The sequence below is a fragment of the Burkholderia guangdongensis genome (assembly GCF_013403875.1).
In the GTDB taxonomy this organism is placed as follows: domain Bacteria; phylum Pseudomonadota; class Gammaproteobacteria; order Burkholderiales; family Burkholderiaceae; genus Burkholderia; species Burkholderia guangdongensis.
The window spans coordinates 30,110-52,464 of sequence record NZ_JACBNX010000020.1 but is presented as its reverse complement, the minus strand read 5'-3'; the positions used below and the strand labels follow the sequence as shown (position 1 = coordinate 52,464).

Below are 22,355 nucleotides of genomic sequence, written 5' to 3'. Positions count from 1 at the left end.
CTCCCATCGCATCACGCGTAGTGCCTGTCGATCCATTGACGGTAGCTGCCGCTCGTCACGCCCTCGATCCACTTCGCGTTGTCGAGATACCAGCGGACGGTTTTCGCGAGCCCGGTATCGAACGTCTCCGCGGGCCGCCAGCCGAGCTCGCGCTCGATGAGCGTCGCGTCGATCGCGTAGCGGCGGTCGTGGCCGGGCCGGTCCTTCACGAACTCGATCTGCTCCGCATACGACGCGCCCGACGGGTTCGGCCGCTGCGCATCGAGCAGCGCGCAGATCGCGCGCACGACGTCGATGTTCGCCTGCTCGTTCCAGCCGCCGATATTGTAGGTCGCACCCGGCGTGCCGCGCTCGAGCACTGCGCGAATCGCAGCGCAATGATCGCTCACGTACAGCCAGTCGCGCACGTTCCGTCCGTCGCCGTACACGGGCAGCCGCTTGCCGGCAAGCGCGTTCAGGATCATCAACGGAATCAGCTTCTCCGGAAACTGATACGGACCGTAGTTGTTCGAGCAGTTCGTCGTCAGCGTCGGCAGCCCGTACGTGTGATGCCACGCGCGCACGAAGTGATCGGATGCGGCCTTGCTCGCGGAATACGGGCTGTTCGGCGCATACGGGGTTCGTTCGTCGAACGCGGCATCGGTCGCGCCGAGCGAGCCGAACACCTCGTCGGTCGAGACGTGCAGGAAGCGGAACGCATCCCGCTCTTCGCCGGGCAGCGTGCGCCAGTACGCGGTCGCCGCGTCGAGCAGCGTGAACGTGCCGACGACGTTCGTCTGCAGAAAATCGCCGGGACCGTGAATCGAGCGATCGACGTGGCTCTCGGCCGCGAAGTGCACGATCGCGCGCGGACGATGCGCGGCGAGGAGCGCGTCGATCGCCGCACGGTCGCAGATGTCGACCCGCGCGAACACGTGACGCGCGTCGCCGTCGAGCGGCGCGAGCGTTGCCGCGTTGCCCGCGTACGTGAGCTTGTCGACGTTCACGACGGGCTCGCCGGCGTCACGCAGCCAGTCGAGCACGAAGTTGGCGCCGATAAACCCCGCGCCGCCTGTCACCAGAATCATCGCTCGTTCCCTCAGCGATCGGCACGCATCGACGGCAGTTGCACGCCGGCCAGATACTCGCCGAACTCCGCGCCCATTTCCGGATGGCGCAGCGCGAACTCGACGGTCGCCTTCAGATACCCGAGCTTGCTGCCGCAGTCGTAGCGCTTGCCCTGATATTTGTATGCGAGAACCTGCTCGTCGGCGAGCAGTGCTTCGATCGCATCGGTGAGCTGCAGCTCGCCGCCCGCGCCCGGCTTCAGATTGCGCAGATGGTGGAAGATCCGCGGCTTCAGCACGTAGCGCCCGACCACGCCGAGGTTGGACGGCGCCACTTCCGGCGCCGGCTTCTCGATGATCGCCGACATCTTGACGATCGACTCTTCCCACTCCTTGCCGTCGACGATCCCGTACGACTTCGTGTCCGACGGCGGAATCTCTTCGACCCCGATCACCGAGCTGTGATAGTGATCGAACACGTCAACCATCTGCTTCATCACCGGCGGGTTGCCGTCGAGCAGGTCGTCGGCGAGGATCACCGCGAACGGACTGTCGGCGACCAGCTTCTCCGCGCACAGCACCGCGTGGCCGAGGCCGAGCGCTTCCGGCTGGCGCACGTAGACGCAGTCGACGTGGCTCGGCTTGATGCTGCGCACGAGTTCGAGCAGCTTCTCCTTGCCGCGCGCCTCGAGCTCGGCCTCGATCTCGTACGACTTGTCGAAATGGTCCTCGATCGCGCGCTTGCTGCGGCCCGTGACGAAGATCATCTCGGTGATGCCGGCGGCGATCGCTTCCTCGACCGCGTACTGGATCAGTGGCTTGTCGACGACGGGCAGCATCTCCTTCGGGCTCGCCTTCGTGGCGGGCAGGAAGCGCGTGCCGAGGCCGGCAACCGGAAAAACGGCTTTGGTGACTTTTAGCATCGGGAGGACATCTGTCTGTGCATCGGATGGGCGCTGATTATATGTGCATTACCTTCCCGGCACTGTCAAATTAGCTTCGCCGGGCCGACTTCTCCCTGTATTGCGCGATGCGTGGGGCGGCCGTGCGCGGTGCGGATCGGACCCCGAAAGTGCTGGTGCTGGATGGCACCTCGACGCGATCCGCATCTGGCACGCAGTCTTTGTAACGTCATCGTGCTATCGTTTCCCACTTCGTCAGTCTCGGCCCGCAAGAGGCCTGTCATCGCCGCGCATGCCCGACTCATCCCGCCCCATCATCCCCATCGCCTTCGGCGACCTACAGGGCTGTCATTCCGCTTTCGCCGCGTTGCTCAAGAAACTCGCGCCGAACCCCGACACGCCCTTCTGGTTCTGCGGCGACGTCGTCAACCGCGGCCCGTCTTCGCTCGCGATGCTGCGCGCGCTCATCGAGCTCGGCCCGCGCGCGACGGTCGTGCTCGGCAATCACGATCTGCATCTGCTCGCGGTGGCGGCCGGCATCCGCACCGAGCGCCCCGGCGACACGATCGGGGAGATTCTCGACGCGCCCGACGCCGAATTGCTGCTCGAATGGGTCCGTCACCGCCCGTTCGCGCATGTCGAGAACGGGATGCTGCTCGTGCACGCAGGCGTGCTGCCGCAGTGGGACGTCACGCTCGCGCTCGAGCTCGCCGACGAGTTGCAGCGCGCATTGCGCGCGCCCGACTGGCACGACACGCTGCGCCAGCTCTACGGCAACGAGCCGAACCAGTGGCACTCGAATCTGAAGAAGCGCGACCGGCTGCGCGTCGCGTTCAACGCGTTCACGCGGATCCGCTTCTGCACGGCCGACGGCGCGATGGAATTCCGCGCGAACGGCGGGCCCGATGCGGCGCCGCGCGGCTACATGCCGTGGTACGACGTGCCCGGCCGCCGCACCGCCGATGCGACGGTCGTGTTCGGCCACTGGGCCGCGCTCGGCATCATGATGCGCAAGCGGCTCATCGCGCTCGATTCGGGGTGCGTGTGGGGGAACAAGCTGTCGGCCGTTCGTCTCGCGGACGATCCGGCCAAGCGCACGGTCACGCAGGTGAAGTGCGAAGCGTGCAGAGCGCAGGGGGAATGACGGTCGAAGGGCCTACGGCGACGGAGCAGACGCGGTCAGAAAACCGTTTATCTTCAATGGTCCGCCGCCGCACGAACAGGCGCTCGCGTATCTGCTGCGCAATACGGCTCATATCGTGAGCCGCATTTCACGGTTTGCGGCTCACGTTTCGCCCCCCTTGGTACCGCCCGAGTCATCGATCAGTCCTCATCGCGTCAAGGTCACCGTCCCAGTGGAGCTTTCCTCGGAATTGCTGGATTTGCTCTTGCTGCTTGAGTCTGATGATCGTCTTCAAGCCGAGCTCGACAACCTCCCGCGCGGTCTTAATGCCGGTCGCAGCAAGCGCTTCGGCTATCAACCTGTCGTCAATTTCGATGTTGGTACGCATGGCGTATCTCGCAATGTGTATAAGCGACTAAAACTATGCACCATGATCGCTCGCCGCGATGCTCATGCGCGGCGCAGCCGCCACCGCGCGCCGCCGTTGTGCACGACGAGCCGCAGCAGTTCTCGGCACCACATCTGATTCTGAGCAACGGAAAGAATACGTATTTCGCGTACAATACGTATCGTTACTGAAGGAACTCCAATGCCTATCATTACCGCTACCGATCTGGCCCGCCACACCCGTCAGATCCTTGATAGGGTCGCCCGCAGCGGCGAAACCGTGATCGTCGAACGCAACCAGACTCCCGTCGCGCGCATCGTGCCGGCCGAACCGAACATGACCGCCTCGCAGGCTCTCGAGGGGCTGGCAACCGGCCTGTCGGCGATCGAAGGACAGCGTTGGCTGCAAGACAGCCGCGCCGATTTCAGCGATGAGGTCCGCGATCCGTGGGCGTAATCATCGACAGTTGCGTGTGGGTCGGCCTGGCGGCCGGTCAGGTCGCGCCGCGCGCGATCATCGAAGCCGCGGGCGACGCGCCGGTCTACATTTCAGTGGTGTCGTTGGGTGAATTGGCCTTCGGCGTACAGGTCTGCGCCGACGCGGCCGAGCGCGCGCGCCGAGCCGCGCATTTGCGACAACTTGAACGACGCCCTGTGTTGGACCTCACGCGGCACACGGCGTCCGCCTTCGGGGTGCTCGCTGCAGCTGTGAAGCAAGCGGGCCGTTCGCCGCGACCTCGCTATAACGACTTGTGGATTGCCGCCCAAGCGATCGAACACGGATTCCAGTTGATGACCTTCAATATCGCGGATTTCGCCGATTTACCGGGAGTTCGGTTGAGCACGCTTTCCTGACGTGCGCAATTCGCGCATGCATCGGCCACGATCGACGACCACCATTTTTTGAGACACCGTTTCTTCGCGTCGCCCCCGCGTCACCCCTCCCGTCCCGTCACCGCGTCATCGGCCGCGACCTCCGTCCCTACATCGACCGCCTTCTCCGGATACGCGTCCCGCGCCAACTCATTGAGCGCATCGATGGTCGGCCGCCCAGCCTGCGCCTGCATCTCGCCCAACGCAGCCGCCACCGCCGCCTGAGCCGCAGCCGCCACCGCGCGCCGATCCCCGCCCGGCTCGATCGGATCGCACACATACAAATGCGCGACGAACGGCCCCCCACCGAGCACCAGGTCGAGCGACCGCCCAAGCGACAGATCCCCGACATACGCCGGCGACACCGACTGGCGCCCGTGCGCATCCTCGTACATCACGCAGATCGGCTGCACCGCGCAGCCGGCCGACACCGCGGCCTGGAACAGGTTCGCGTGAAACGGCAGCAGCCCGAGCCCGTCCGACGTCGTCCCTTCCGGAAACACGCACATCAGCCCGCCGCCGCGCAGCCGCTCGGCCATCGCATGCATCGCCCGCATCGCCTCGGTGCGCTTCTCGCGCTGCAGGAACAGGGTATCGAGCTTCTCGGCGAGCCAGCCGACGACGGGCCACTGCCGCACCTCGGCCTTCGACACGAACGGCGTCGGCCGCCACGCGTTGATCACGTAGATGTCGGCCCACGACACGTGATTGCCGACGACGAGCGCGCTCGCATCGAGCCGCGCGCCGCCGTTGTGCACGACGAGCCGCATCCCGGCGAGCCGCAGCAGCTTCAGCGACCAGCGCCGCGTGAGCTCGGCGCGCCGCGCGGGCGTCACGCGCGAGAAGCACAGCGCGACGATCGCCATCCCGCGCAGCAGATGGAGCACGAGACGCAGCTTGCGAAGGGCGATCATGGCGACGGCCCGCGTCAGTTGCGCTCGAACGCGAGCTGCCCGGCGACGAGCGTCGCGCGCACGCGCGCCGGCAGCTCGTAGCCGAGGAACGGCGAATTGTGGCCCTGGCTCTTCAGCGCGCGCGGATCGACGCGCCAGTGCGCGCGCGGATCGAACACGCAGAGGTCGGCAACGCCGCCTTCCGCGATCCGCCCGGCCGGCAGCTTCAGCACGTCCGCCGGCGCCGACGTGATGCGCTTGAGCGCCTGCGCGAGCGGCGTGCGCGTCTCGTCTGCCCACTTCACCGTCAGCGACAGCAGCAGCTCGAGCCCGGTCGCGCCCGGCGTCGCCTCGCCGAACGGCAGCAGCTTCTCGTCGTCGTCGACCGGCGTGTGATCGGAGCAGATCGCGTCGATCGTGCCATCGGCGAGCGCCGCGCGAATCGCTTCGCGGTCGCGCTCGCTGCGCAGCGGCGGATCGAGCCGGAACTGCGAATCGAAGTAGCCGATGTCGACGTCGATCAGATGCAGCTGGTTCACGGCGACGTCACAGCTCACCGGGAGCCCCTCGGCCTTCGCCGCGCGCACGAGCGCCACGCCCGCCGCCGACGACAGCCGCGCGAGGTGCACGCGCGCGCCCGTCACGCGAACCAGCTCGAAAATCGTGTGCAGCGCGATCGTCTCGGCCGCGACCGGCACGCCGGACAACCCGAGCCGCGACGCAACCGGCCCGCTCGCCGCGACGCCGCCCTTCGCGAGGAACGCATCGAGTGGCCGCAGCCACACGGTGAAGCCGTACGTGCTCGCATACTGCAGCGCGCGCAGCATCACCTGCGTATCGCGCACCGGCACGTTCGCCTGCGTGAAGCCGACACAGCCGGATTCGGTCAGCTCGACCATCTCGGTGATGGTCTCGCCCTTCAGGCCGACCGTCAGCGCGCCGAGCGGATACACGTGCGCCTGATGCAGATTGCGCGCGCGGAACTTCAGCATCTCGACGAGGCCGGGCTCGTCGAGCACCGGGTCGGTGTCCGGCGGGCACGCGAGGCTCGTCACGCCACCCGCGACCGCGGCCGCCATCTCGGATTCGAGCGTCGCCTTGTGCTCGTAGCCCGGCTCGCGCAGCCGCGCGCACAGGTCGACGAAGCCGGGCGACACGTAGAGGCCCGTCGCGTCGATCGTCTTCGCCGCGTGGAAATCGGCCGGCGCCGCGCCGATCGCGGCGATCTTGCCGGCCGCGACGAACACGTCGGCCTGGCGTTCGGTGCCGGAGACCGGATCGAGCAGCGTGCCGCCTTTGATATGAATCTTCATGCGCTGTCTTCTGAAAGCTGTGAATGCGTTGAATGAGGAGTCGCAGCCGCGCGGCGCGCGGTCAGTCGCTCGTGCCGGCGACGATGCCCATCACCGCCATCCGCACCGCGATCCCGAACGTCACCTGGTTCAGGATCACCGACTGCGGACCGTCGGCGACCTGCGAATCGATCTCGACGCCGCGGTTCATCGGGCCCGGGTGCATCACGATCGCGTCGGGCGCGGCGAGCGCGAGACGTTCCGGCGTGAGCCCCCAGCTCTTGAAGTACTCCTGCGCGGACGGCAGCAGCGCGCCGCTCATCCGCTCGTTCTGCAGGCGCAGCATGATGATCACGTCGACGCCCTTCAGCCCTTCGTCGAGGTTGTGGAACACGCGCACGCCCATCTGCTCGAGCCCGCCCGGCAGCAGCGTGCGCGGGCCGATCGCGCGCACTTCGGGCACGCCGAGCGTCGTCAGCGCGTGGATGTCCGAGCGCGCGACGCGCGAGTGCAGGATGTCGCCGACGATCGCGACGCGCAGCTTCGTGAAGTCGCGCTTGTAGTGGCGGATCGTGTACATGTCGAGCAGGCCCTGCGTCGGGTGCGCGTGGCGGCCGTCGCCGGCGTTGATCACGTGCACGTGCGGCGCGCAGTGCTCGGCGATCAGGTACGGCGCGCCGCTCGACGCGTGGCGCACGACGAACAGGTCGGCATGCATCGCGGACAGGTTGTTGATCGTGTCGAGCAGCGATTCGCCCTTGCTCGTCGACGATGCGTTGATGTTCAGGTTCAGCACGTCGGCCGACAGCCGCGTCGCGGCGATCTCGAACGTCGTGCGCGTGCGCGTCGAGTTCTCGAAGAACAGGTTGAACACCGACTTGCCGCGCAACAGCGGCACCTTCTTCACCTCGCGGTCGGTCACGCTGACGAACTGCTCGGCGGTGTCGAGGATGTGCGTGACGATCGAGCGCGGCAGCCCTTCGATCGACAGCAGGTGCTTGAGCTCGCCGTTCTTCGTGAGCTGCGGGTTGCCCTTCAGGAAGCCGTAGCGGAATCGCTCGGCGTTCGCGGCGGCAGCGGCATTGCCAGTGCGGCCAGTGGTGTCGGTGGTCATGATGTGCGTGATTCCAGCTTATGCATAACAGGCCGCGGGTCTAGGCCGCGATTCGGGGCCGCGATTCGGGGCCGCAATTCGGGGCCACGGTTCGCGCGGCCCGTCGTTCCGGTTCGGGATCGGCTCAGGCGCCGCGCGTCTCGACGCGCAGCGTGAATTGCGCCGGGCCGTCGCGCTCGAGCACGAGCGTCGCGTCGGCGCCGACGTCGGGCGTGCCGCCGACGAAGCGGGCGGCGACCGGCAGCTCGCGCCCTCCGCGGTCGGCGAGCACCGCAAGCTCGACCGATGCCGGGCGGCCGTAGTCGAACAGCTCGTTGAGCGCCGCGCGCACGGTGCGGCCCGTGTACAGCACGTCGTCGACGAGCACGATGTGCGCGCCGTCGACGTCGAACGGCAGCGACGTCGGGCTCGCCTGGCTGTGCAGGCCTTTCTTCGCGTAGTCGTCGCGATGCAGCGCGACGTTCACGACGCCGAAGCCCGGCGCGCCGAGATCGCGCGCGAGCCGCTCGGCGAGCCACGCGCCGCCGCTGTGGATGCCGGCGAGCACGGGCGCGCCGGGGGCGGCGAACGCGGCCTCGCCGTACGCGCCGCGAATCTGGTCGAGCAGGACGCGATATAGCGCCTCGGCATCAATGGGGCTCATGATCGGACTGTTGATCGAGATACTGTTGAAGGATCACGCGGGCCGCTTCGGCGTCGAGCGCGTCGTTGCGGCCGACCCGCACACCCGCCGCGCGCAGCTCGGCCGCGGCCTCGACGGACGAATAGCGCTCGTCGACCCAGCTCACCGGCAGCCCGAAGCGGCCGTTCAGCTGATTGCCGAAGCGTTTCGCCAGCTGGGTCATCTCGTGCGGCGTGCCGTCCGGATGCATCGGCAGGCCGACGACGAGCGCGTCGGGCCGCCATTCGGCAAGCAGCTCGCCGACCGCCTTGAAGCGATGCTCGCGATTGAGATTGGAAATGACGACGAGCGCGCGGGCGGAGCGCGTCAGCGTGTTGCCGATCGCGACGCCGATGCGCTTCTCGCCATAATCGAACGCCAGGAGCGTCGCATCGCGCGAGCTCGTCGCGCTCATGCGTGCCCTGCCTCGCCGGACAGCATCGACGAGCTGACGCCGAGCAGCCCGAGCGCGGCTTCGAAGCGCTCTTCGGCGGGCGTATCGAAGACGATCCGCGGATCGGCGGCGACGGTCAGCCAGCCGTTCTTCGAGATTTCCTCTTCGAGCTGCCCCGCGCCCCAGCCGGCATGGCCGAGCGTCAACAGGAAGCGTTTCGGGCCGGTGCCCGTCGCGACCGCCTCGAGCACGTCCTTCGACGTCGTCATCTCGAGCCCGCCTTCGACCGACATCGACGAACTGTAGCTGCTGCCCGCGACCGGCTCGTGCAGCACGAAGCCGCGTTCGGTCTGCACCGGCCCGCCGAAGTAGACGGGGATGTGCAAGAGCGGCTCGATCTCGAGCTTCAGGTCGATACGGTTGAACAGCGATTCGAGGTCGATGTCGGTGGGACGATTGATGACGAGGCCGAGCGCGCCGCGCTCGCTGTGATCGCAAAGATAGACCACCGTTCCCGAGAACGTCGGATCGGCCATGTTCGGCATGGCGATCAGGAACTGGTTGGTGAGGTTGATGCGATCGGGATTCGACATGGTTTGAATTTTAGCAAAGACTCGCGGCCTGGCCGATGCCGCGATCAACTAGCAACGCCGCCGCGCGCGTCGCACGCGGCGGGCGGATCACACGGCACTCTATCACGCGCGCGGCGGCCGACGGCAGGATCGTGCGGCCGCGTGTCGCTGCCTGTCGCTGCCTGTCGCTGCATGTCGCTGCATGTCGCCGACGGACAAACTGCACGCATCATGCGTGCCCGGCCCCGCCCTGCGTCGCGCCGAGCGTCGCGCCCAGCGCCGCGCACGCGGCCGTCAGGTCCGGCGGCGGGACGCCCGCCGCGATCTTCAGCAGCGCCGCGCGCATCATGTCCGTCGCGTGACGGTGCGCGGACAGGCCGCCGTCGCCGAAGCCCGCGCCGTGCGCGACGCGGCGCCACGCGAGGCCGAGCGTGTCGGCGAGCAGCGCCGTATGGCCGAGGCCGAGCGCGCACGCGGCCGCGCCGACCCGGTACGCGGCATCGGCCGCGCGCCACGCGGCGCCCGCGTCGGCCGCGCCGGGATCGACGGACAGCTCGGCCATCGACGCATCGGCGGTCTGCAGGAAATCCTCGTACGCATGCGCGTTGACGGTCACGACGCCGAGCTTGCGCGTCGGCGCCACGGCAACCGCGTCGAGCTCCGCGCGCGACGCATCCGCTTCCCACAGCGCCTCCGACGCGGACGTGCCGGCGACGTGCCAGTCGACGGTGAGCCCGTAGTCGTGCAGCACGTCGACGAGCGCCACATCCTCGGCGGCCGCGCCGAACAGCGCGAAATCGCGCCAGAGCAGCGCGGCGGTCTCGCGCACGAGCTCGGGCGACGCGACGCGGCGGCCGCGCGCATGCTCGCCGAGCAGCAGGTTCACGCGCGCGACGAAGCGCTTCAGCTCGGGCGCGCCGCTCGCGCGCAGCGCGCGCATGCACGCGGCCGCGAGCCGCCAGAAGTCGTACGGCGCATCGTCGCCGGCGAGCTCGGTCATGCACGCGTCGATCTCGTCGAGCGCAGGGTCGGACGGCGCATGCGCGCGCAGCGCGGCGAGCAGCGCCTGCTCGTAGCGCGCGCGCAGCCGCGCGACGGCGGCAGCCGGCATTGGTCTCAGCGTCGCCGGCGGCACCGCGCGGCCGACGAGCGCGAGCGCATCGGCCGGCACCGGCGTGCCGAGATCGGCCGCGCTTTGCGCGCGCAGCATCCGGTAGTGTTCGAAGAGGATCGGCGAGCAGGCCTGCTCGCGCAGATTGTGCCGCGCGACGGTCAAGCGAAAGTCGCGCAGCGCCGCACGCAGTCCGGCGGACGTCGGCTCCGTGCCGACGAGCAGCGCCGCCTGCGCCAACTGGCCGGCGAAGCGGGCGGCCGGCAGCCAGCCGGCTTCGGCCAGCGCCGCGGCCGCGGAAGACATCGGCACCGCGATGTCGGCGTGGCGGCCGAGCGCGTCATCCGCTGCATCGAGCCACATCTCCGCGGTGCGCACCGCGCCGCCGCGCGGGTTCGGCAACGCATCGCATACGGGAGGTACCGCCAGATCGGGCATCATGGACACTCGCGCCAGTCATGACCAAAGCGAATTCGAATTCGCGCGGGCCGCGGCGCGCCGGCGGACCGGCCGGCCGGCACCCGCTCCGCGCGAGGCCTAAGCGGGAATGTCCTGATGAAAGCGGCAATGGTCGGGTCAGATCTGGACCATCTCGAAGTCTTCCTTGCGCGCGCCGCATTCCGGGCACGTCCAGTTGATCGGGACGTCCTCCCAGCGCGTGCCCGGGGCGATGCCCTCCTCCGGCAGCCCGGCCTCTTCGTCGTAAATCCAGCCACAAATCAGGCACATCCAGCTCTTGTATTCCATCTTAAGCCGCGTCGGAAAAGTCGGTAAATTGGTGAGCCACGATGGTACCGTGTCGGGGCCGGACTGCCTAGCGATCGGGCTCTAGAGGGACGACTACGTTGCGCCAAGCTAAAAATTCCGTTCTATCCGACGGATTCCGCCGCATAATGGCTGCGAAGGTCGCACCCGGCGCTGGTGCGGCCGCTTGCCTCACCGATCTCTTTTGCCCGATTCGTCCATGTCCAGCAACGCCCCTCCGATCGTCCTCACCTTCGGCCTTTCCGATCCCACCGGCGGTTCCGGCTTGCAAGCCGATCTGATGACGCTGGCGAGCATGGGCTGCCACGGCGTGTCCGTGCTGACCGGCTACACCGTGCGCGATTCGGCCGCCTGCGACGAAGTGACCGGCCTCGACCCGGACGTCGTCGCCGCGCAGGCGCGCATGCTGCTCGAGGACATGCCGGTCGCCGCGTTCAAGATCGGCGCCGCGACGCGTGCCGAGGTCGTCAGCGCGATCGCCGAGGTCGTCGCCGACTACGACGGCGTGCCGCTCGTGCTCGCGCCGGACTTCACGCTCGACGACGAGCACGTGCTCGCCGCCGACGACCTGCGCGAATCGATCGCCGACCTGCTCGCGCCGCAGACGACGCTGCTCGTCGCCGATTACGCGACGCTGATTGCGCTCGCGCAGCCCGACGGCGACGCGGAAGCGCCGAACCTCGACGCCGCGCTGTCGCATCTACTGTCGCAGGGCTGCGAGTACATCCTCGCGACCGAGACGGGTTCGCACCGGCTCGTGAACACGCTGTACGGCGAGGAAGGGCAGATTCGCGAGGATCTGTGGGAGCGCACGCCGCACCGGCTGATGGGCATCACCGACACGCTCGGCGCGGCGATCGCGGCGCTGCTCGCGAATGGGCAGGAACCGCCGGAGGCGGTGCGCGAGGCGCAGGAATATCTGTACCAGGCCGCGCGCGATGCGTTCCGCCCCGGCATGGGCGCGTATCTGCCGGACCGGTTCTTCTGGGCGCGCAGCAACGACGAGGAGCCGTCGCCGCGCACGGTGCAGGCCGATTCGCTGCCGCGCATTACGCATCGGCACTGAACGGACACGAATTCACTCTCGTTTACCGTTTCAATTCAATGATTTAAAAAGAATTGGTGGTTAGCGTACAATTTAGTACGCTATCGACACGTATCCGCCTACCTCGGCTTCCTAGCAGTTCCTCGGCTTGCCCGCGGCGTATGCCTCCCTAGTGATCTCATCACCGAAACGGAGTGCGTCGTTATAGAGTCGATTGTCATGAGGAATCGGACCAGCCTCGTCCTCGCCGTAGAATTTGCGATAGGTTTTCTTGTCGAGGTGATTCCAACGAAACATCACTTCTTCAAATGGATAGTCAACGTAGACGTCCTCACTGTTGAAGCGCTCCCCTTTGTTGATTCCCATCGGTTCCTCCCTCCGATTCGTCTCGCACGCTCTCGCCGTCAATAGGGAGCTTCAGCGCGAGGCTATTCGTCCTGCTTGGGTTCGAACGACACGAACGCGAGACAACCGGGATTTCGCTCCTTGAAACCGAACGACAGCTTGCCCCACTGCAGAGTCGCCGAATACGTCGTCGCGTCGTCGAGCGAACGCCCATGCGGAACGTCGGTAATGCCGAGATGATTGTAGCGCCCGCGAACCACGTCGAGCCCCACGCAGGAACCACCGACGTGCAGCACCATGAATCCCGGATGGGTGCCTTTGCGCTTCACGCGCAAATCCACATCTTCGATAATCACGCCGTCCGAAAGCTCGAAGGGCGTGCTCTTGAAGAATTGGAACACGTCGTTTCCTTCGTCGTCGGCCTCGGCCAGCGGGATCGCGAACACGTTCTCGATCTTCGTTCTCGAGAACGGGATCTGCTGCGCCAATGCGTCAATGGCTTGCCACAGCGTCATCGTCGGCTGCGTCATGTGCGAATCCATCACGGTTTTCCCATGCGCCTGGCCCCATCCGGCAAACCAGACCGCGACGCCAAACGCCACAAGACCCCGTCGAATACTATTTCTTGGATGTACCGTGCCCATCATGGTCTCCAAAAAGACGAATCCCACGTTCCGAAAAACGTGGGATTCGTCAGCAACCGGAAGACCCGCATCGCTGCGGGTCTTTTTTTGGCTGAGGCACGCGTCGCCGCGCGCCCCGGACACCCTCGACCGAAGTCGATTACATGTCCATGCCCATGCCGCCCATGCCGCCCGGCATGCCGCCCGCCATCGGGGCGTCTTCCTTCGGCAGTTCGGCAACGGCTGCGTCCGTCGTCAGCAGCAGGCCGGCGACCGATGCGGCGTTCTGCAGCGCGGTGCGCGTGACCTTGGTCGGGTCGACGACGCCGGCCTCGACCATGTCGACGTACTCGCCCGTCGCTGCGTTGTAGCCGTAGTTGCCCTTGCCCGCGGCAACCGCCGCCACCACGACGCTCGCTTCTTCGCCGCCGTTCGTGACGATCTGGCGCAGCGGCTCTTCCATCGCGCGCAGCACGATCTTGATGCCGGCGTTCTGGTCGGCGTTCACGCCGGTCAGGCCTGCGATCGCGGTGCGAGCGCGGATCAGCGCAACGCCGCCGCCCGGGACGATGCCTTCTTCAACGGCAGCGCGGGTCGCGTGCAGCGCGTCTTCGACGCGTGCCTTCTTTTCCTTCATTTCGACTTCGGTCGCAGCGCCGACCTTGATCACCGCCACGCCGCCGGCCAGCTTCGCCACGCGCTCTTGCAGCTTTTCACGGTCGTAGTCCGACGTCGCTTCCTCGATCTGCGTGCGGATCTGCTTCACGCGCGCTTCGATGTTCACGGCTTCGCCAGCGCCGTCGATGATCGTCGTGTTTTCCTTGCCCACTTCGATGCGCTTCGCCTGGCCCAGTTCAGCCAGCGTCGCCTTCTCGAGCGTCAGGCCGGTTTCTTCCGCAACCACTTGACCGCCGGTCAGGATCGCGATGTCTTCCAGCATCGCCTTGCGACGATCGCCGAAGCCCGGCGCCTTGACCGCAACGGTCTTCAGGATGCCGCGGATGTTGTTCACGACCAGCGTCGCGAGCGCTTCGCCTTCGACGTCTTCAGCGATGATCAGCAGCGGACGGCCAGCCTTCGCGACTTGCTCGAGCACCGGCAGCAGATCACGGATGTTCGACACCTTCTTGTCGTGCAGCAGCACGAACGGGTTCTCGAGGACGGCGACTTGCTTGTCCGGGTTGTTGATGAAGTACGGCGACAGGTAGCCGCGGTCGAATTGCATGCCTTCGACGACGTCGAGTTCGTCGGCGAGCGACTTGCCGTCTTCGACGGTGATCACGCCTTCCTTGCCGACCTTGTCCATCGCTTCAGCGATGCGATCGCCGATCGACGAATCGCTGTTCGCCGAGATCGAGCCGACCTGCGCGATTTCCTTGTTCGTCGTGCACGGCTTGCTGAGCGTCTTCAGCTCTTCGACGGCGGCAGCCACTGCCTTGTCGATGCCGCGCTTCAGGTCCATCGGGTTCATGCCCGACGCGACGTACTTCATGCCTTCGCGAACGATCGATTGCGCGAGGACGGTTGCCGTCGTCGTGCCGTCGCCGGCGTTGTCGCTGGTCTTGGAAGCGACTTCCTTGACCATCTGCGCACCCATGTTCTGGAGCTTGTCCTTCAGCTCGATTTCCTTCGCGACCGACACGCCGTCCTTGGTGACCGTCGGGCCGCCGAACGAGCGCTCGAGCACCACGTTGCGGCCCTTCGGACCCAGCGTGACCTTCACTGCGTTGGCGAGAATGTTCACGCCTTCGACCATCTTCGAGCGGGCGGAATCGCCGAATACGACGTCTTTAGCTGCCATCTTCTAACTCCTTGAATACTTTGGGAATGTCGACCGTTCGAACGCTTACTGCGCGTTGACGACGGCCATGATGTCTTCTTCGCGCATCACGAGCAGTTCCTGCCCGTCGACCTTGACGGTCTGGCCCGCATACTTGCCGAACAGCACGCGATCGCCGACCTTCACGTCGAGCGCGATCAGCGCGCCCTTGTCGTCACGCTTGCCCGGGCCGACGGCCAGGATTTCGCCCTGATCCGGCTTTTCTGCTGCGGCTTCCGGGATCACGATGCCCGAGGCGGTCTTGGTTTCCTGATCCAGGCGCTTGACGATCACGCGATCGTGCAACGGACGAAGGTTCATATTCACTCCTCTCTTGAATGAGACTGAACAACGCTTGAGGGACCTGCCCGGCGGAACGCCCGGCAGAGAATTGTTAGCACTCTCGTGCAGCGAGTGCTAATTATATGGACGGGTTTTGACAATTTCAAGGAGCCGGAAGATCGGCCGATCGCGCGCGGGGCGCCGACCCGGACGCCCCACGGGAAAACCCCGATATTCCGGCGGCGGCGTCGCACGCCGCGCGTTCAGGCCGCGCGTTCAGGCCCCCCGGACCTGCTCCCGGGCCTGCGCGTTGTCCAGCGTCAGCACATAGCGGCGCAGCAGCCAGACGCAGCGCTCGAACAGCGACGTCGCCGTGAAGATCGATTGCTGGACATCGAGCGGAAACGCCTGGTCCGCGCGCTGCAGGCCGCGGCGGATGGAATCCATCAACTCGGAACGGTCGTGGGTGAGCGCACGCAGCAGGTGCAGGTCGTCCGGATCGGGTTCGCGCGCCGCGTCGGCCAGCATCTCGAGCAGCATGTGCAGGCTCTCGATGATGTTGCCGATCAGCATGCGCATCTCGCCCGCGATCGACGGATTTCCGCACGCGGCGCACATCGCGTGCAGGGTTTCCTGGAGCGAGCCGAGCAGCTCGTTCTGGCCCCGCAGCACGATGCTGTATTCGAGCACGTCGCGGCTGCGGCTGCGGTCGACGACTTCCGTCAGAAACTGCCCCGCTTCCTTGAGCACGTTCTGCTCGGCGGCGAAGCGCACGTCGATCGTCGGTCCGTTCGAATCGCCCTCCTCGCGCAGCGGCGCAAGGTAAAGCGGCAGCGTCACGAGCAGGCGCTGCAACTCCTTGCTGACGAGGATCAACGCGCTCTCGGATTCGGCCAGCGCGCCGTCGATCAGATAGCGAGGACGACCGAGGGTTTCCGCGTCGGACGGCGGGGAGAGCCTTTCGATCCAGCGAATCAGCGGGCCGTTGAGGATCTGCACCATCAGATAGGACGCAACCGGCACCATCACGTACAGCGCGGCCAGTTGGCCGGAGGGCGACAGGCCCAGCGCGCGCAACGCCGGTTGCAGATACGGATGGCCGCTCAGCGCATTGCCGATGTAGAGGCACAGCAGCGTGCCCGCGCCAAGCAGCCGGAGCGCCAGTTGAAAGAGCACGAACTGGCGCGCGCTGCCGCTGCGCTGGCCGATCAGCGGCCACGACGACAGCGCCGATCCGAAGTACGCGCCGATGACCATGATGGCCCCCGCGTTGAAGTTCAGCACGCCCGCGGCGGCCATCGACATCGCCACCAGCGTGATCGCGGAGGCCGACTGGGTCGCGAACGCGACGGCGGCGCCGATCGCGAATCCGAGCACGGGATAGTCGGCGGCGAACAGCAGATGGTCGTGCAGCCACGGGGACGCCTTCAGGAGCGTCGCACTCGCCTTCAGAAAATCGATGCCCAGAAACAGCATGCCCATGCCCAGCAGCCCGCCGATCACATGGCGATAGCGCGGCTTCTCGTCGAGCCTGAAAAACACCGCCCAGCCGGTCAGGCCGATCAGGATCAGCACCGCCAGGTGAATGTTCAGCGACGCGATGACGACCAGCGTCGCCGTGCCGATGTTGGTCCACGCGATCGCGGAAAACGCGCGGCGCGTGTCGATGGCCCCGGCGGCGATCAGCACCAGCAGCAGACAGGTGACGGCGTTCACGCTCTGGAAAATGGTGCCTGCCGCGAGGCCGAACAGCGCGACCGATCCTTTGCGCGAAACCGCCCGCGTGATCATGATCCGCATCTTGCGGCCGACCAGTTGCTGCAAATGCGTGCCGATGAAGCGCATGCCGACAAAAAACAGACCGAGCCCGGAGAAAATGAGCGCAAAGATGTCCATCGCTGATGCTCCTGCGTCGTGCGAAGTGACGGATCGACAGAGCGGCCGCGGCCGGCTACGCGTCGAAGTGGGACAGTGCCGCCGACGGATCGTCGGCGACGGTCAGAATCTTCAGGAAGCCGCTGATCTCGAACACCTCCCTGACGTGCGGCCGCAACCCGCAGAGCACCAGGCGCCCCTGCGCCTGCCTCGCGCGCTTGGCCGCCATCAGCACCACGCGCAGCCCCGCGCTGGAGATGTAGTCGACCGACGAGAAATCCATCAGCGCCTTCGCGCCCGACGACGCAAACAGTGTCTGCATATGCTTCTCGAAATCGCCGGACGTCGCGCTGTCCAGCCGGCCTGACAGATTGACCTGACGCACGCCGTTCGCGTCGATGCACTCGCACTGAAAAGTCATGTTCCGTTCTCCTTCTGTTGGAAGATTCGACGCGCCGGCGTCATCGGCGTGGCCCCGGCCGCGTCGTGCTCATTGCTGCAAGGTCTTAAGCAGTACGATCAGATTGCCGCTGCCGTCGTGGTACGCGCGTGCCGAGTCCATCATGGTCTTGACCATGTGCACGCCGAGGCCGCCGATCGGACGATCCTCCACGTCCAGATCGAGGGTCGGCGCCGGCGCATCGGTGAACGGATCGAACCGCGGGGCGTCGTCCTTCAGCGCGATCTCCAGCCACTCGGCCGACATGCTCAGTCGCACGTGGATCCAGCGGTCCGCCGCCCCGTGCAGGCCGTGCACGATCGTGTTGGTGATCAATTCCTCGAGGCACAGATTGGCCGAGAAGGCCAGGTCCGGGCGATCGCTCAATGCGCGCTCGACCGCCTGCGCGAGCGTCGCGATCTCCTCGAGCCGCGTGCGCAGCCGGTAATCCAGTAGCAACGCTTTGTCGCGCAACTCCTCGGGGGGCGTTTCCTTCACGGAGCCTCCTTGCTTTCGGCAAAGAACCAGACAAGTCAGATCGTCCGACGCCTCCGCCCCTTCGACGAATTGCGCGACGTCGCGAACGAGGCCGTCGAGCAGATCGCCGGCCGTGGCGTCGGGGGGCGTCGCCGCCAGCCACGCACGCAGGCGTTCGTCGCCGTACTCGTCGCCCGTGGGGGAGAACGCCTCGGTCACGCCGTCCGTATAGAGCAGCAGGCTGTCGCCCGGCTCCAGCACGGCGGCATGATCCGTGTAGCGCATGTCGGGCAGGATGCCCAGCGCGACGTCGCGCGGGCACGGCAGCGCCGTCACTTCGCCGGACGCGCTGCGCAACAGCGGCGGATGATGCCCGGCGCTCGCATAGACGAGGCTGCCGTTGCTCGGGTCGTAGATCACGTAGCACGCGGTCACGAAGAGCTCCATCGGATTGCGCTCGCACAGCAGCGCGTTCGCGTGCGCGAATACGTCGGCGGGCGAGCTGCCCGCCGACGACAGATCGAGCAGCACCGTGCGGGACACCGCCATGAAGAAGGCCGCGCCGATGCCTTTGCCGGACACGTCGGCCACCAGCACGCCGTAGCGGCCGTCGGGCAGCGCGAAGCAATCGTAGAAATCCCCGCTCAGCTCGCGCGCCGGGAACATGCCCGCGCAGACGCTCCAGCCGTCCTCGTCCGGAAACGACTGCGGCAGAATCGCCAGCTGCATGCTGCGCGCCAGATGAAGCTCCTCCTGCACGCGCTTGCCGGCGGTGAGCAGCAGTTCGTTCTTGTCCGCGAGCTCGGCGGTGCGCCGCTGCACCAGCGTTTCCAGCTCGCGCTGGCGAGACTCGCTCTGCGCACGGATGACCGCCAGCAGGCGCTGGACCTCCGCCGCCATCGTGTTGAAATTGCGCGCGACCAGCACCAGCTCGTCGCGGGTGTCGACTTCGATGCGCGTCGCCAACTGCCCGCCGCAGAACGCGTCGGTCCCCCGGGACAGTCGGCGCAGCGACCGCAGCGTCGACAGATAGATCCCGGCGAACAGATACGCGATGGCCACGATCACGCCGAGCAGCAACGTCGCGACGATCAGTCGAGTCCGATCGAGCCGGTCGATCCGGGACGCGAGGTGCCGGTCCGCCACGGCGGCCGCTTGCTTCAGCACGCTCTGCGCAAGCGCCAGGTTCGCGCGCGTGAGCCCGCCCAGCGCGTCGTTCGCCTTCGGATCGTCGAGCGCCTGGTCGGCGGCGTCCTGCTGCCGGACGATTCCATCCAGCAACCGCTGCAGCGCCGGCTGCAACGCGGCCGCCGCCTGATCCTGACTCGCCACCAGCTGGCCGATGCCGGCCTTCAGCGCGGGCGTCGACTCGGTCAGCACGACCTGCGCACCCAGCGCGTAGGACGCCATCTCGCCGGTGTGCAGCGCGAGCGCGTCGCGCTGCTTGCCGAGCGTTTCCAGCACCAGCGGCAGGCGGTTCGTCAGCATGTCGAAGGTCGCGTCGAGCTGCGGATCGACGCTGAGCCGGTACGTGCGCGCACTTTCCCCGATCAGCGCGAGCAATGCGTTGATGCTCGCCGTCATCGTCGCAAAGCGTCTCCGGAGGTCGTGATCCGCACCCGGGCTGTTCGCCTGCTCCCAGTTGCGCAACAGCCGCTCGGCGGGCGCCGCCATGCCGGCCCGCGCCGCGTGGTCGGCCAGCCGGTCGATGTCGGCGCTCAGCGCGGGAGACGGCGCCGCACCGGCGTCGTCGATACCCTGGCTGCGCAGCGCGATCAGGCTCGCGAGCACGTCGATCTGTGCGGCGTACTGCGTCAACCCTTCACGCTCGACGCCGGCCACGCGCCGCTCGTCGCGCACCTGCCGTTGCAGCGGCCAGCTCAACAGGCCGAGCGCCATCAGCACCACCGCCCCGATCAACAGAAACTTGCGGGAAAAGGTCAGGTGGCTGGACAGCCAGATGGTGGGCGCCAGCAGGCGCTGCACGCAGGAGCGCCGCCTGATGCGGGTGTCGGATGCGGGCACGTGTATCGAGGTCATTCACTTGCCCGGGTCGAGCACGATCTTCGCCGTCCCGTCGCGATCGTTCCGGCCGACATACCCGATCGCGCCGGACGTGTTCTGCACGATCTTGCTGACCTCTTCGGCCGTCGCGACCTGCCGGGGCGGGAAACCCATGCCGGTAAACGCCTGGCGCGCCCAATACGCACGCAATTGCGCGGGGCTGCGGCCGGTGATCTTGCTGTAGAACTCGGTGCGCAGCGGCGACCCTTCCTCGATGTCGATCGGATCGATCGCCTTGCCGTCAGGCCAGCTCTGAACGTGTTTCAGGAAGATTTGCGTGGCCTCGTCGGAACTGATCCGGTTGACCGGCGTGTCGCGGTTCGCGATCACGACGAACGGCTCCTCGGCCAGCGCGGTATGGGCCAGAAAGCAGCCCAGCAGCGCGAAGTAAAGCGATTTCATGGTTTGCGGCCTCAGAAAACGGCGTCGAAAGTGGCGGAGATCAGGTTCACCGTGTTCTTGAACGGCAGACTGGATACCGCGAAGTTGCCGGGCGTCATCGCATTCGGCGTGGTGATCCTGTCGTATTGCAGTTTCAGATCCATGCCGTCCCTGAAATCCCAGCGCACGCCCACGCTGGCGGAGCGGGTCGACAGATCGGCGAATCGGGCGGCCTGCTCGAGTGCCCCTTGCGCTTGCGCGAGGCCCGCATCCAGCGCCGGGTTCAGCCCCGTTGCGGACAGCGCACCGGCACCGTATGCCGGACTCGTGCGATCCCGGCGCGCATACGTGACGTAGGGCGTGAAATTGCCGTGCGTGTACCCGACCGTGATCTGATAGCTCTGGTATTTGCCGACGATCGCCGAACGCGAATCCAGATACGTCCATTCGCCCAGCACGCGCCATTTGTCGAGCGTCGCGTCGAAGCCGATGCTCGTGTAGATCGGATGGCTGTCGAACGGATTCCGGTATCCGTCGATACCGGCGGCCTGGTTGCGCAGCGCGGCCGCCAGCGGCGCGGGCAGGAACGGATTGGCCGCCAGCGCCGTCAGCGCGCCGGATGCGTCGTCGAGGCCCGCGTTGAGCTGATCGATCGCGCCGGAGCGGAACGTGTAGTCCTTTATCCAGGTGCGCGAGACGCGGAAGGTGACGCTCGGCAGCGACGCGCTGACCGCGAATCCGGCGATGCCGTTGATGCTCGCATCCGCCGCGGCCACCGGATTCAGATTGTAGAAATAGTGCTTGTATCCGTCGTGCCCGAAGTAGCCTTGCACCAGGATCGCGGTGCTGCCGAACGCGTGTCGCCATTGCACGTCACCGCCGTCGATGCCGTTGAAGCTGTTCACGTCGCCATAGACGGGAATCGGCGGGCGCACCGTCATGTATGCGTAACCGATCTCGGCGACGTCCGAATCGAAGAACACCGGGCTGCGGATGCGGCCGACGCGCACCGCGAAGTCGGTGCCGAACTGCTGCCGTAGATATCCCATGCGCAGTTCCGGCTGCATGTCGTTGCTCGGGCGCGAAACGGCCTGCGCGACGAACGACGTGTTCTGCAGCGGGCGCCATTCGAGCTGGAGGCCGACGACCGAGTCCAGGTAAGCGGACACGCCGTTCTCGGCCGGCCGTTTCTGCGTGTACGCATTGACGACACCGGCGCTATCGTTGTCGTTGTAGGTCAGCCCCAGCGTTGAAAACCCCGACAGATGCAGCGTGTCGAAGAGGGGCTTGCCGGAGGTCGCGTCGTCCGCCCACGCCGGCGCGCTTGCAAGACACAACGTCGACAGCGCCGCGCACGCGACGACGCGACGGCGGCCGTGCGGGCGCGCGATTGCCTGCACGGGACGCGATTCCCCATGTGCCGCGTTCCCGGCGACGCGGTATGCGTGATTCATTTGTTATTCCCCGATTTCGGCCACCGCGGGCGACGCCGGCGCCGACGATCGGGCGGACGGTCATTCACCATTCGCGCGTCAATCTACGCGCCGGGTCCAGTATCGGAAATACCGCGAATGCGGTAACGCCAGATCGCGGCGCGCCACGCAACGGCCACCGGCTCTAATTCGGCAACTACATAAAACAGCCGTGCAAACCCGTGATAATTCGAGATTTTCAAAGATTCGATTGACTTCAACGCGAATTTTCGGGAATCTACGATCGAATTCATTGGAGCCCCTGCTCCCGGCAAAGCGGTCACGGCATATTTTGCAGATATGTAGTTTAACTACTGTGTCCGCTACGATTCGTGGCCTTTTCGTTTCTCCGCAGGTGCCTCATGCTGACTCTGCACATCGCCGATCGCAGACCGACAGG

At 66.5% G+C, this 22,355-nt stretch carries 25 protein-coding genes; 4 read left to right on the top strand and 21 right to left on the bottom strand.

Annotated features, from left to right (window positions below; all coding sequences use genetic code 11):
* Positions 1-11: 11 nt before the first annotated feature.
* Both rfbB and galU read right to left on the bottom strand, forming a co-directional pair.
* Positions 12-1,067: a dTDP-glucose 4,6-dehydratase gene (rfbB, locus tag HZI36_RS19565; protein WP_179404313.1), complete on the bottom strand. Its 1,056-nt coding sequence runs from the start codon at positions 1,065-1,067 to the stop codon at positions 12-14.
* A gap of 11 nt (positions 1,068-1,078) precedes the next feature.
* On the bottom strand, positions 1,079-1,969 hold the full coding sequence (gene galU, locus HZI36_RS19560; RefSeq protein ID WP_179404312.1) for a UTP--glucose-1-phosphate uridylyltransferase GalU: 891 nt from the start codon (positions 1,967-1,969) through the stop codon (positions 1,079-1,081).
* Positions 1,970-2,240: 271 nt separating this feature from the next.
* Between galU and HZI36_RS19555 the strand changes: the two genes are divergently transcribed.
* The gene (locus tag HZI36_RS19555) at positions 2,241-3,092 is read left to right on the top strand and encodes a symmetrical bis(5'-nucleosyl)-tetraphosphatase (protein ID WP_179404311.1); all 852 of its coding nucleotides are present in this window, start codon (positions 2,241-2,243) and stop codon (positions 3,090-3,092) included.
* 172 nt (positions 3,093-3,264) lie between these two features.
* On the opposite strand, the gene HZI36_RS19550 is transcribed toward HZI36_RS19555, so the two are convergent.
* The gene (locus HZI36_RS19550) at positions 3,265-3,459 is read right to left on the bottom strand and encodes a type II toxin-antitoxin system VapB family antitoxin (RefSeq protein ID WP_179404310.1); all 195 of its coding nucleotides are present in this window, start codon (positions 3,457-3,459) and stop codon (positions 3,265-3,267) included.
* Between the two features lie 201 nt (positions 3,460-3,660).
* Between HZI36_RS19550 and HZI36_RS19545 the strand changes: the two genes are divergently transcribed.
* Both HZI36_RS19545 and HZI36_RS19540 read left to right on the top strand, forming a co-directional pair.
* Entirely contained in the window at positions 3,661-3,915 is a 255-nt protein-coding gene (locus HZI36_RS19545; RefSeq protein ID WP_179404309.1) for a type II toxin-antitoxin system Phd/YefM family antitoxin, read from the top strand.
* Positions 3,906-4,313 carry a PIN domain-containing protein gene (locus tag HZI36_RS19540; RefSeq protein WP_179404308.1) on the top strand — a complete coding sequence of 136 codons (408 nt, stop codon included), beginning with the start codon at positions 3,906-3,908 and terminating at the stop codon, positions 4,311-4,313. Before HZI36_RS19545 ends, HZI36_RS19540 begins: the two co-directional genes overlap by 10 nt.
* Before the next feature lie 80 nt (positions 4,314-4,393).
* On the opposite strand, the gene HZI36_RS19535 is transcribed toward HZI36_RS19540, so the two are convergent.
* The 8 genes from HZI36_RS19535 to HZI36_RS19500 all read right to left on the bottom strand — a co-directional run bounded on the left by HZI36_RS19535 (position 4,394) and on the right by HZI36_RS19500 (position 11,115).
* A complete protein-coding gene (locus HZI36_RS19535; protein WP_179404307.1) occupies positions 4,394-5,245 on the bottom strand; it encodes a lysophospholipid acyltransferase family protein in 852 nt (283 codons plus the stop codon).
* Between the two features lie 14 nt (positions 5,246-5,259).
* Positions 5,260-6,537: a dihydroorotase gene (locus HZI36_RS19530; protein WP_179404306.1), complete on the bottom strand. Its 1,278-nt coding sequence runs from the start codon at positions 6,535-6,537 to the stop codon at positions 5,260-5,262.
* Between the two features lie 61 nt (positions 6,538-6,598).
* Positions 6,599-7,630, bottom strand: a complete 1,032-nt coding sequence (locus HZI36_RS19525; RefSeq protein WP_179404305.1) for an aspartate carbamoyltransferase catalytic subunit — start codon at positions 7,628-7,630, stop codon at positions 6,599-6,601.
* A gap of 124 nt (positions 7,631-7,754) precedes the next feature.
* On the bottom strand, positions 7,755-8,273 hold the full coding sequence (gene pyrR, locus HZI36_RS19520; RefSeq protein ID WP_179404304.1) for a bifunctional pyr operon transcriptional regulator/uracil phosphoribosyltransferase PyrR: 519 nt from the start codon (positions 8,271-8,273) through the stop codon (positions 7,755-7,757).
* A complete protein-coding gene (gene ruvX, locus HZI36_RS19515; protein WP_179404303.1) occupies positions 8,260-8,706 on the bottom strand; it encodes a Holliday junction resolvase RuvX in 447 nt (148 codons plus the stop codon). Before ruvX ends, pyrR begins: the two co-directional genes overlap by 14 nt.
* The gene (locus tag HZI36_RS19510) at positions 8,703-9,278 is read right to left on the bottom strand and encodes a YqgE/AlgH family protein (RefSeq protein WP_179404302.1); all 576 of its coding nucleotides are present in this window, start codon (positions 9,276-9,278) and stop codon (positions 8,703-8,705) included. The genes ruvX and HZI36_RS19510 overlap by 4 nt, the downstream gene beginning before the upstream one ends.
* A gap of 208 nt (positions 9,279-9,486) precedes the next feature.
* The gene (locus HZI36_RS19505) at positions 9,487-10,809 is read right to left on the bottom strand and encodes a FimL-related protein (RefSeq protein ID WP_179404301.1); all 1,323 of its coding nucleotides are present in this window, start codon (positions 10,807-10,809) and stop codon (positions 9,487-9,489) included.
* Positions 10,810-10,944: 135 nt separating this feature from the next.
* Positions 10,945-11,115: a rubredoxin gene (locus HZI36_RS19500; protein ID WP_004186709.1), complete on the bottom strand. Its 171-nt coding sequence runs from the start codon at positions 11,113-11,115 to the stop codon at positions 10,945-10,947.
* A 217-nt stretch (positions 11,116-11,332) separates the two neighbouring features.
* Here HZI36_RS19500 and HZI36_RS19495 point away from each other — a divergent pair, with 217 nt between their 5' ends.
* Positions 11,333-12,199 carry a hydroxymethylpyrimidine/phosphomethylpyrimidine kinase gene (locus HZI36_RS19495; RefSeq protein WP_179404300.1) on the top strand — a complete coding sequence of 289 codons (867 nt, stop codon included), beginning with the start codon at positions 11,333-11,335 and terminating at the stop codon, positions 12,197-12,199.
* 111 nt (positions 12,200-12,310) lie between these two features.
* Here the strand turns inward: HZI36_RS19495 and HZI36_RS19490 are convergent, their stop codons facing one another.
* From HZI36_RS19490 to HZI36_RS19445, 10 genes are all read right to left on the bottom strand, one after another.
* Positions 12,311-12,544 carry a hypothetical protein gene (locus HZI36_RS19490; RefSeq protein WP_179404299.1) on the bottom strand — a complete coding sequence of 78 codons (234 nt, stop codon included), beginning with the start codon at positions 12,542-12,544 and terminating at the stop codon, positions 12,311-12,313.
* A gap of 62 nt (positions 12,545-12,606) precedes the next feature.
* On the bottom strand, positions 12,607-13,167 hold the full coding sequence (locus tag HZI36_RS19485) for a hypothetical protein (protein WP_246327140.1): 561 nt from the start codon (positions 13,165-13,167) through the stop codon (positions 12,607-12,609).
* 139 nt (positions 13,168-13,306) lie between these two features.
* Entirely contained in the window at positions 13,307-14,947 is a 1,641-nt protein-coding gene (gene groL / locus HZI36_RS19480; protein ID WP_179404298.1) for a chaperonin GroEL, read from the bottom strand.
* A 45-nt stretch (positions 14,948-14,992) separates the two neighbouring features.
* Complete coding sequence (gene groES, locus HZI36_RS19475; protein WP_179404297.1) at positions 14,993-15,286, bottom strand: co-chaperone GroES; 294 nt, start codon at positions 15,284-15,286, stop codon at positions 14,993-14,995.
* Between the two features lie 237 nt (positions 15,287-15,523).
* Positions 15,524-17,143 (bottom strand): Na/Pi cotransporter family protein, encoded by a 1,620-nt coding sequence (locus tag HZI36_RS19470; RefSeq protein ID WP_179404296.1) that lies wholly within the window; start codon positions 17,141-17,143, stop codon positions 15,524-15,526.
* Between the two features lie 55 nt (positions 17,144-17,198).
* A complete protein-coding gene (locus HZI36_RS19465) occupies positions 17,199-17,543 on the bottom strand; it encodes an STAS domain-containing protein (protein WP_179404295.1) in 345 nt (114 codons plus the stop codon).
* Positions 17,544-17,612: 69 nt separating this feature from the next.
* On the bottom strand, positions 17,613-20,078 hold the full coding sequence (locus tag HZI36_RS19460) for a SpoIIE family protein phosphatase (RefSeq protein ID WP_179404294.1): 2,466 nt from the start codon (positions 20,076-20,078) through the stop codon (positions 17,613-17,615).
* On the bottom strand, positions 20,079-20,504 hold the full coding sequence (locus HZI36_RS19455; RefSeq protein ID WP_179404293.1) for a substrate-binding domain-containing protein: 426 nt from the start codon (positions 20,502-20,504) through the stop codon (positions 20,079-20,081). It abuts the gene before it with no gap.
* Positions 20,505-20,515: 11 nt separating this feature from the next.
* Positions 20,516-21,937, bottom strand: a complete 1,422-nt coding sequence (locus HZI36_RS19450; protein WP_179404292.1) for a hypothetical protein — start codon at positions 21,935-21,937, stop codon at positions 20,516-20,518.
* An 83-nt stretch (positions 21,938-22,020) separates the two neighbouring features.
* Positions 22,021-22,209 (bottom strand): hypothetical protein, encoded by a 189-nt coding sequence (locus HZI36_RS19445; protein WP_179404291.1) that lies wholly within the window; start codon positions 22,207-22,209, stop codon positions 22,021-22,023.
* Between the last annotated feature and the right edge of the window lie 146 nt (positions 22,210-22,355).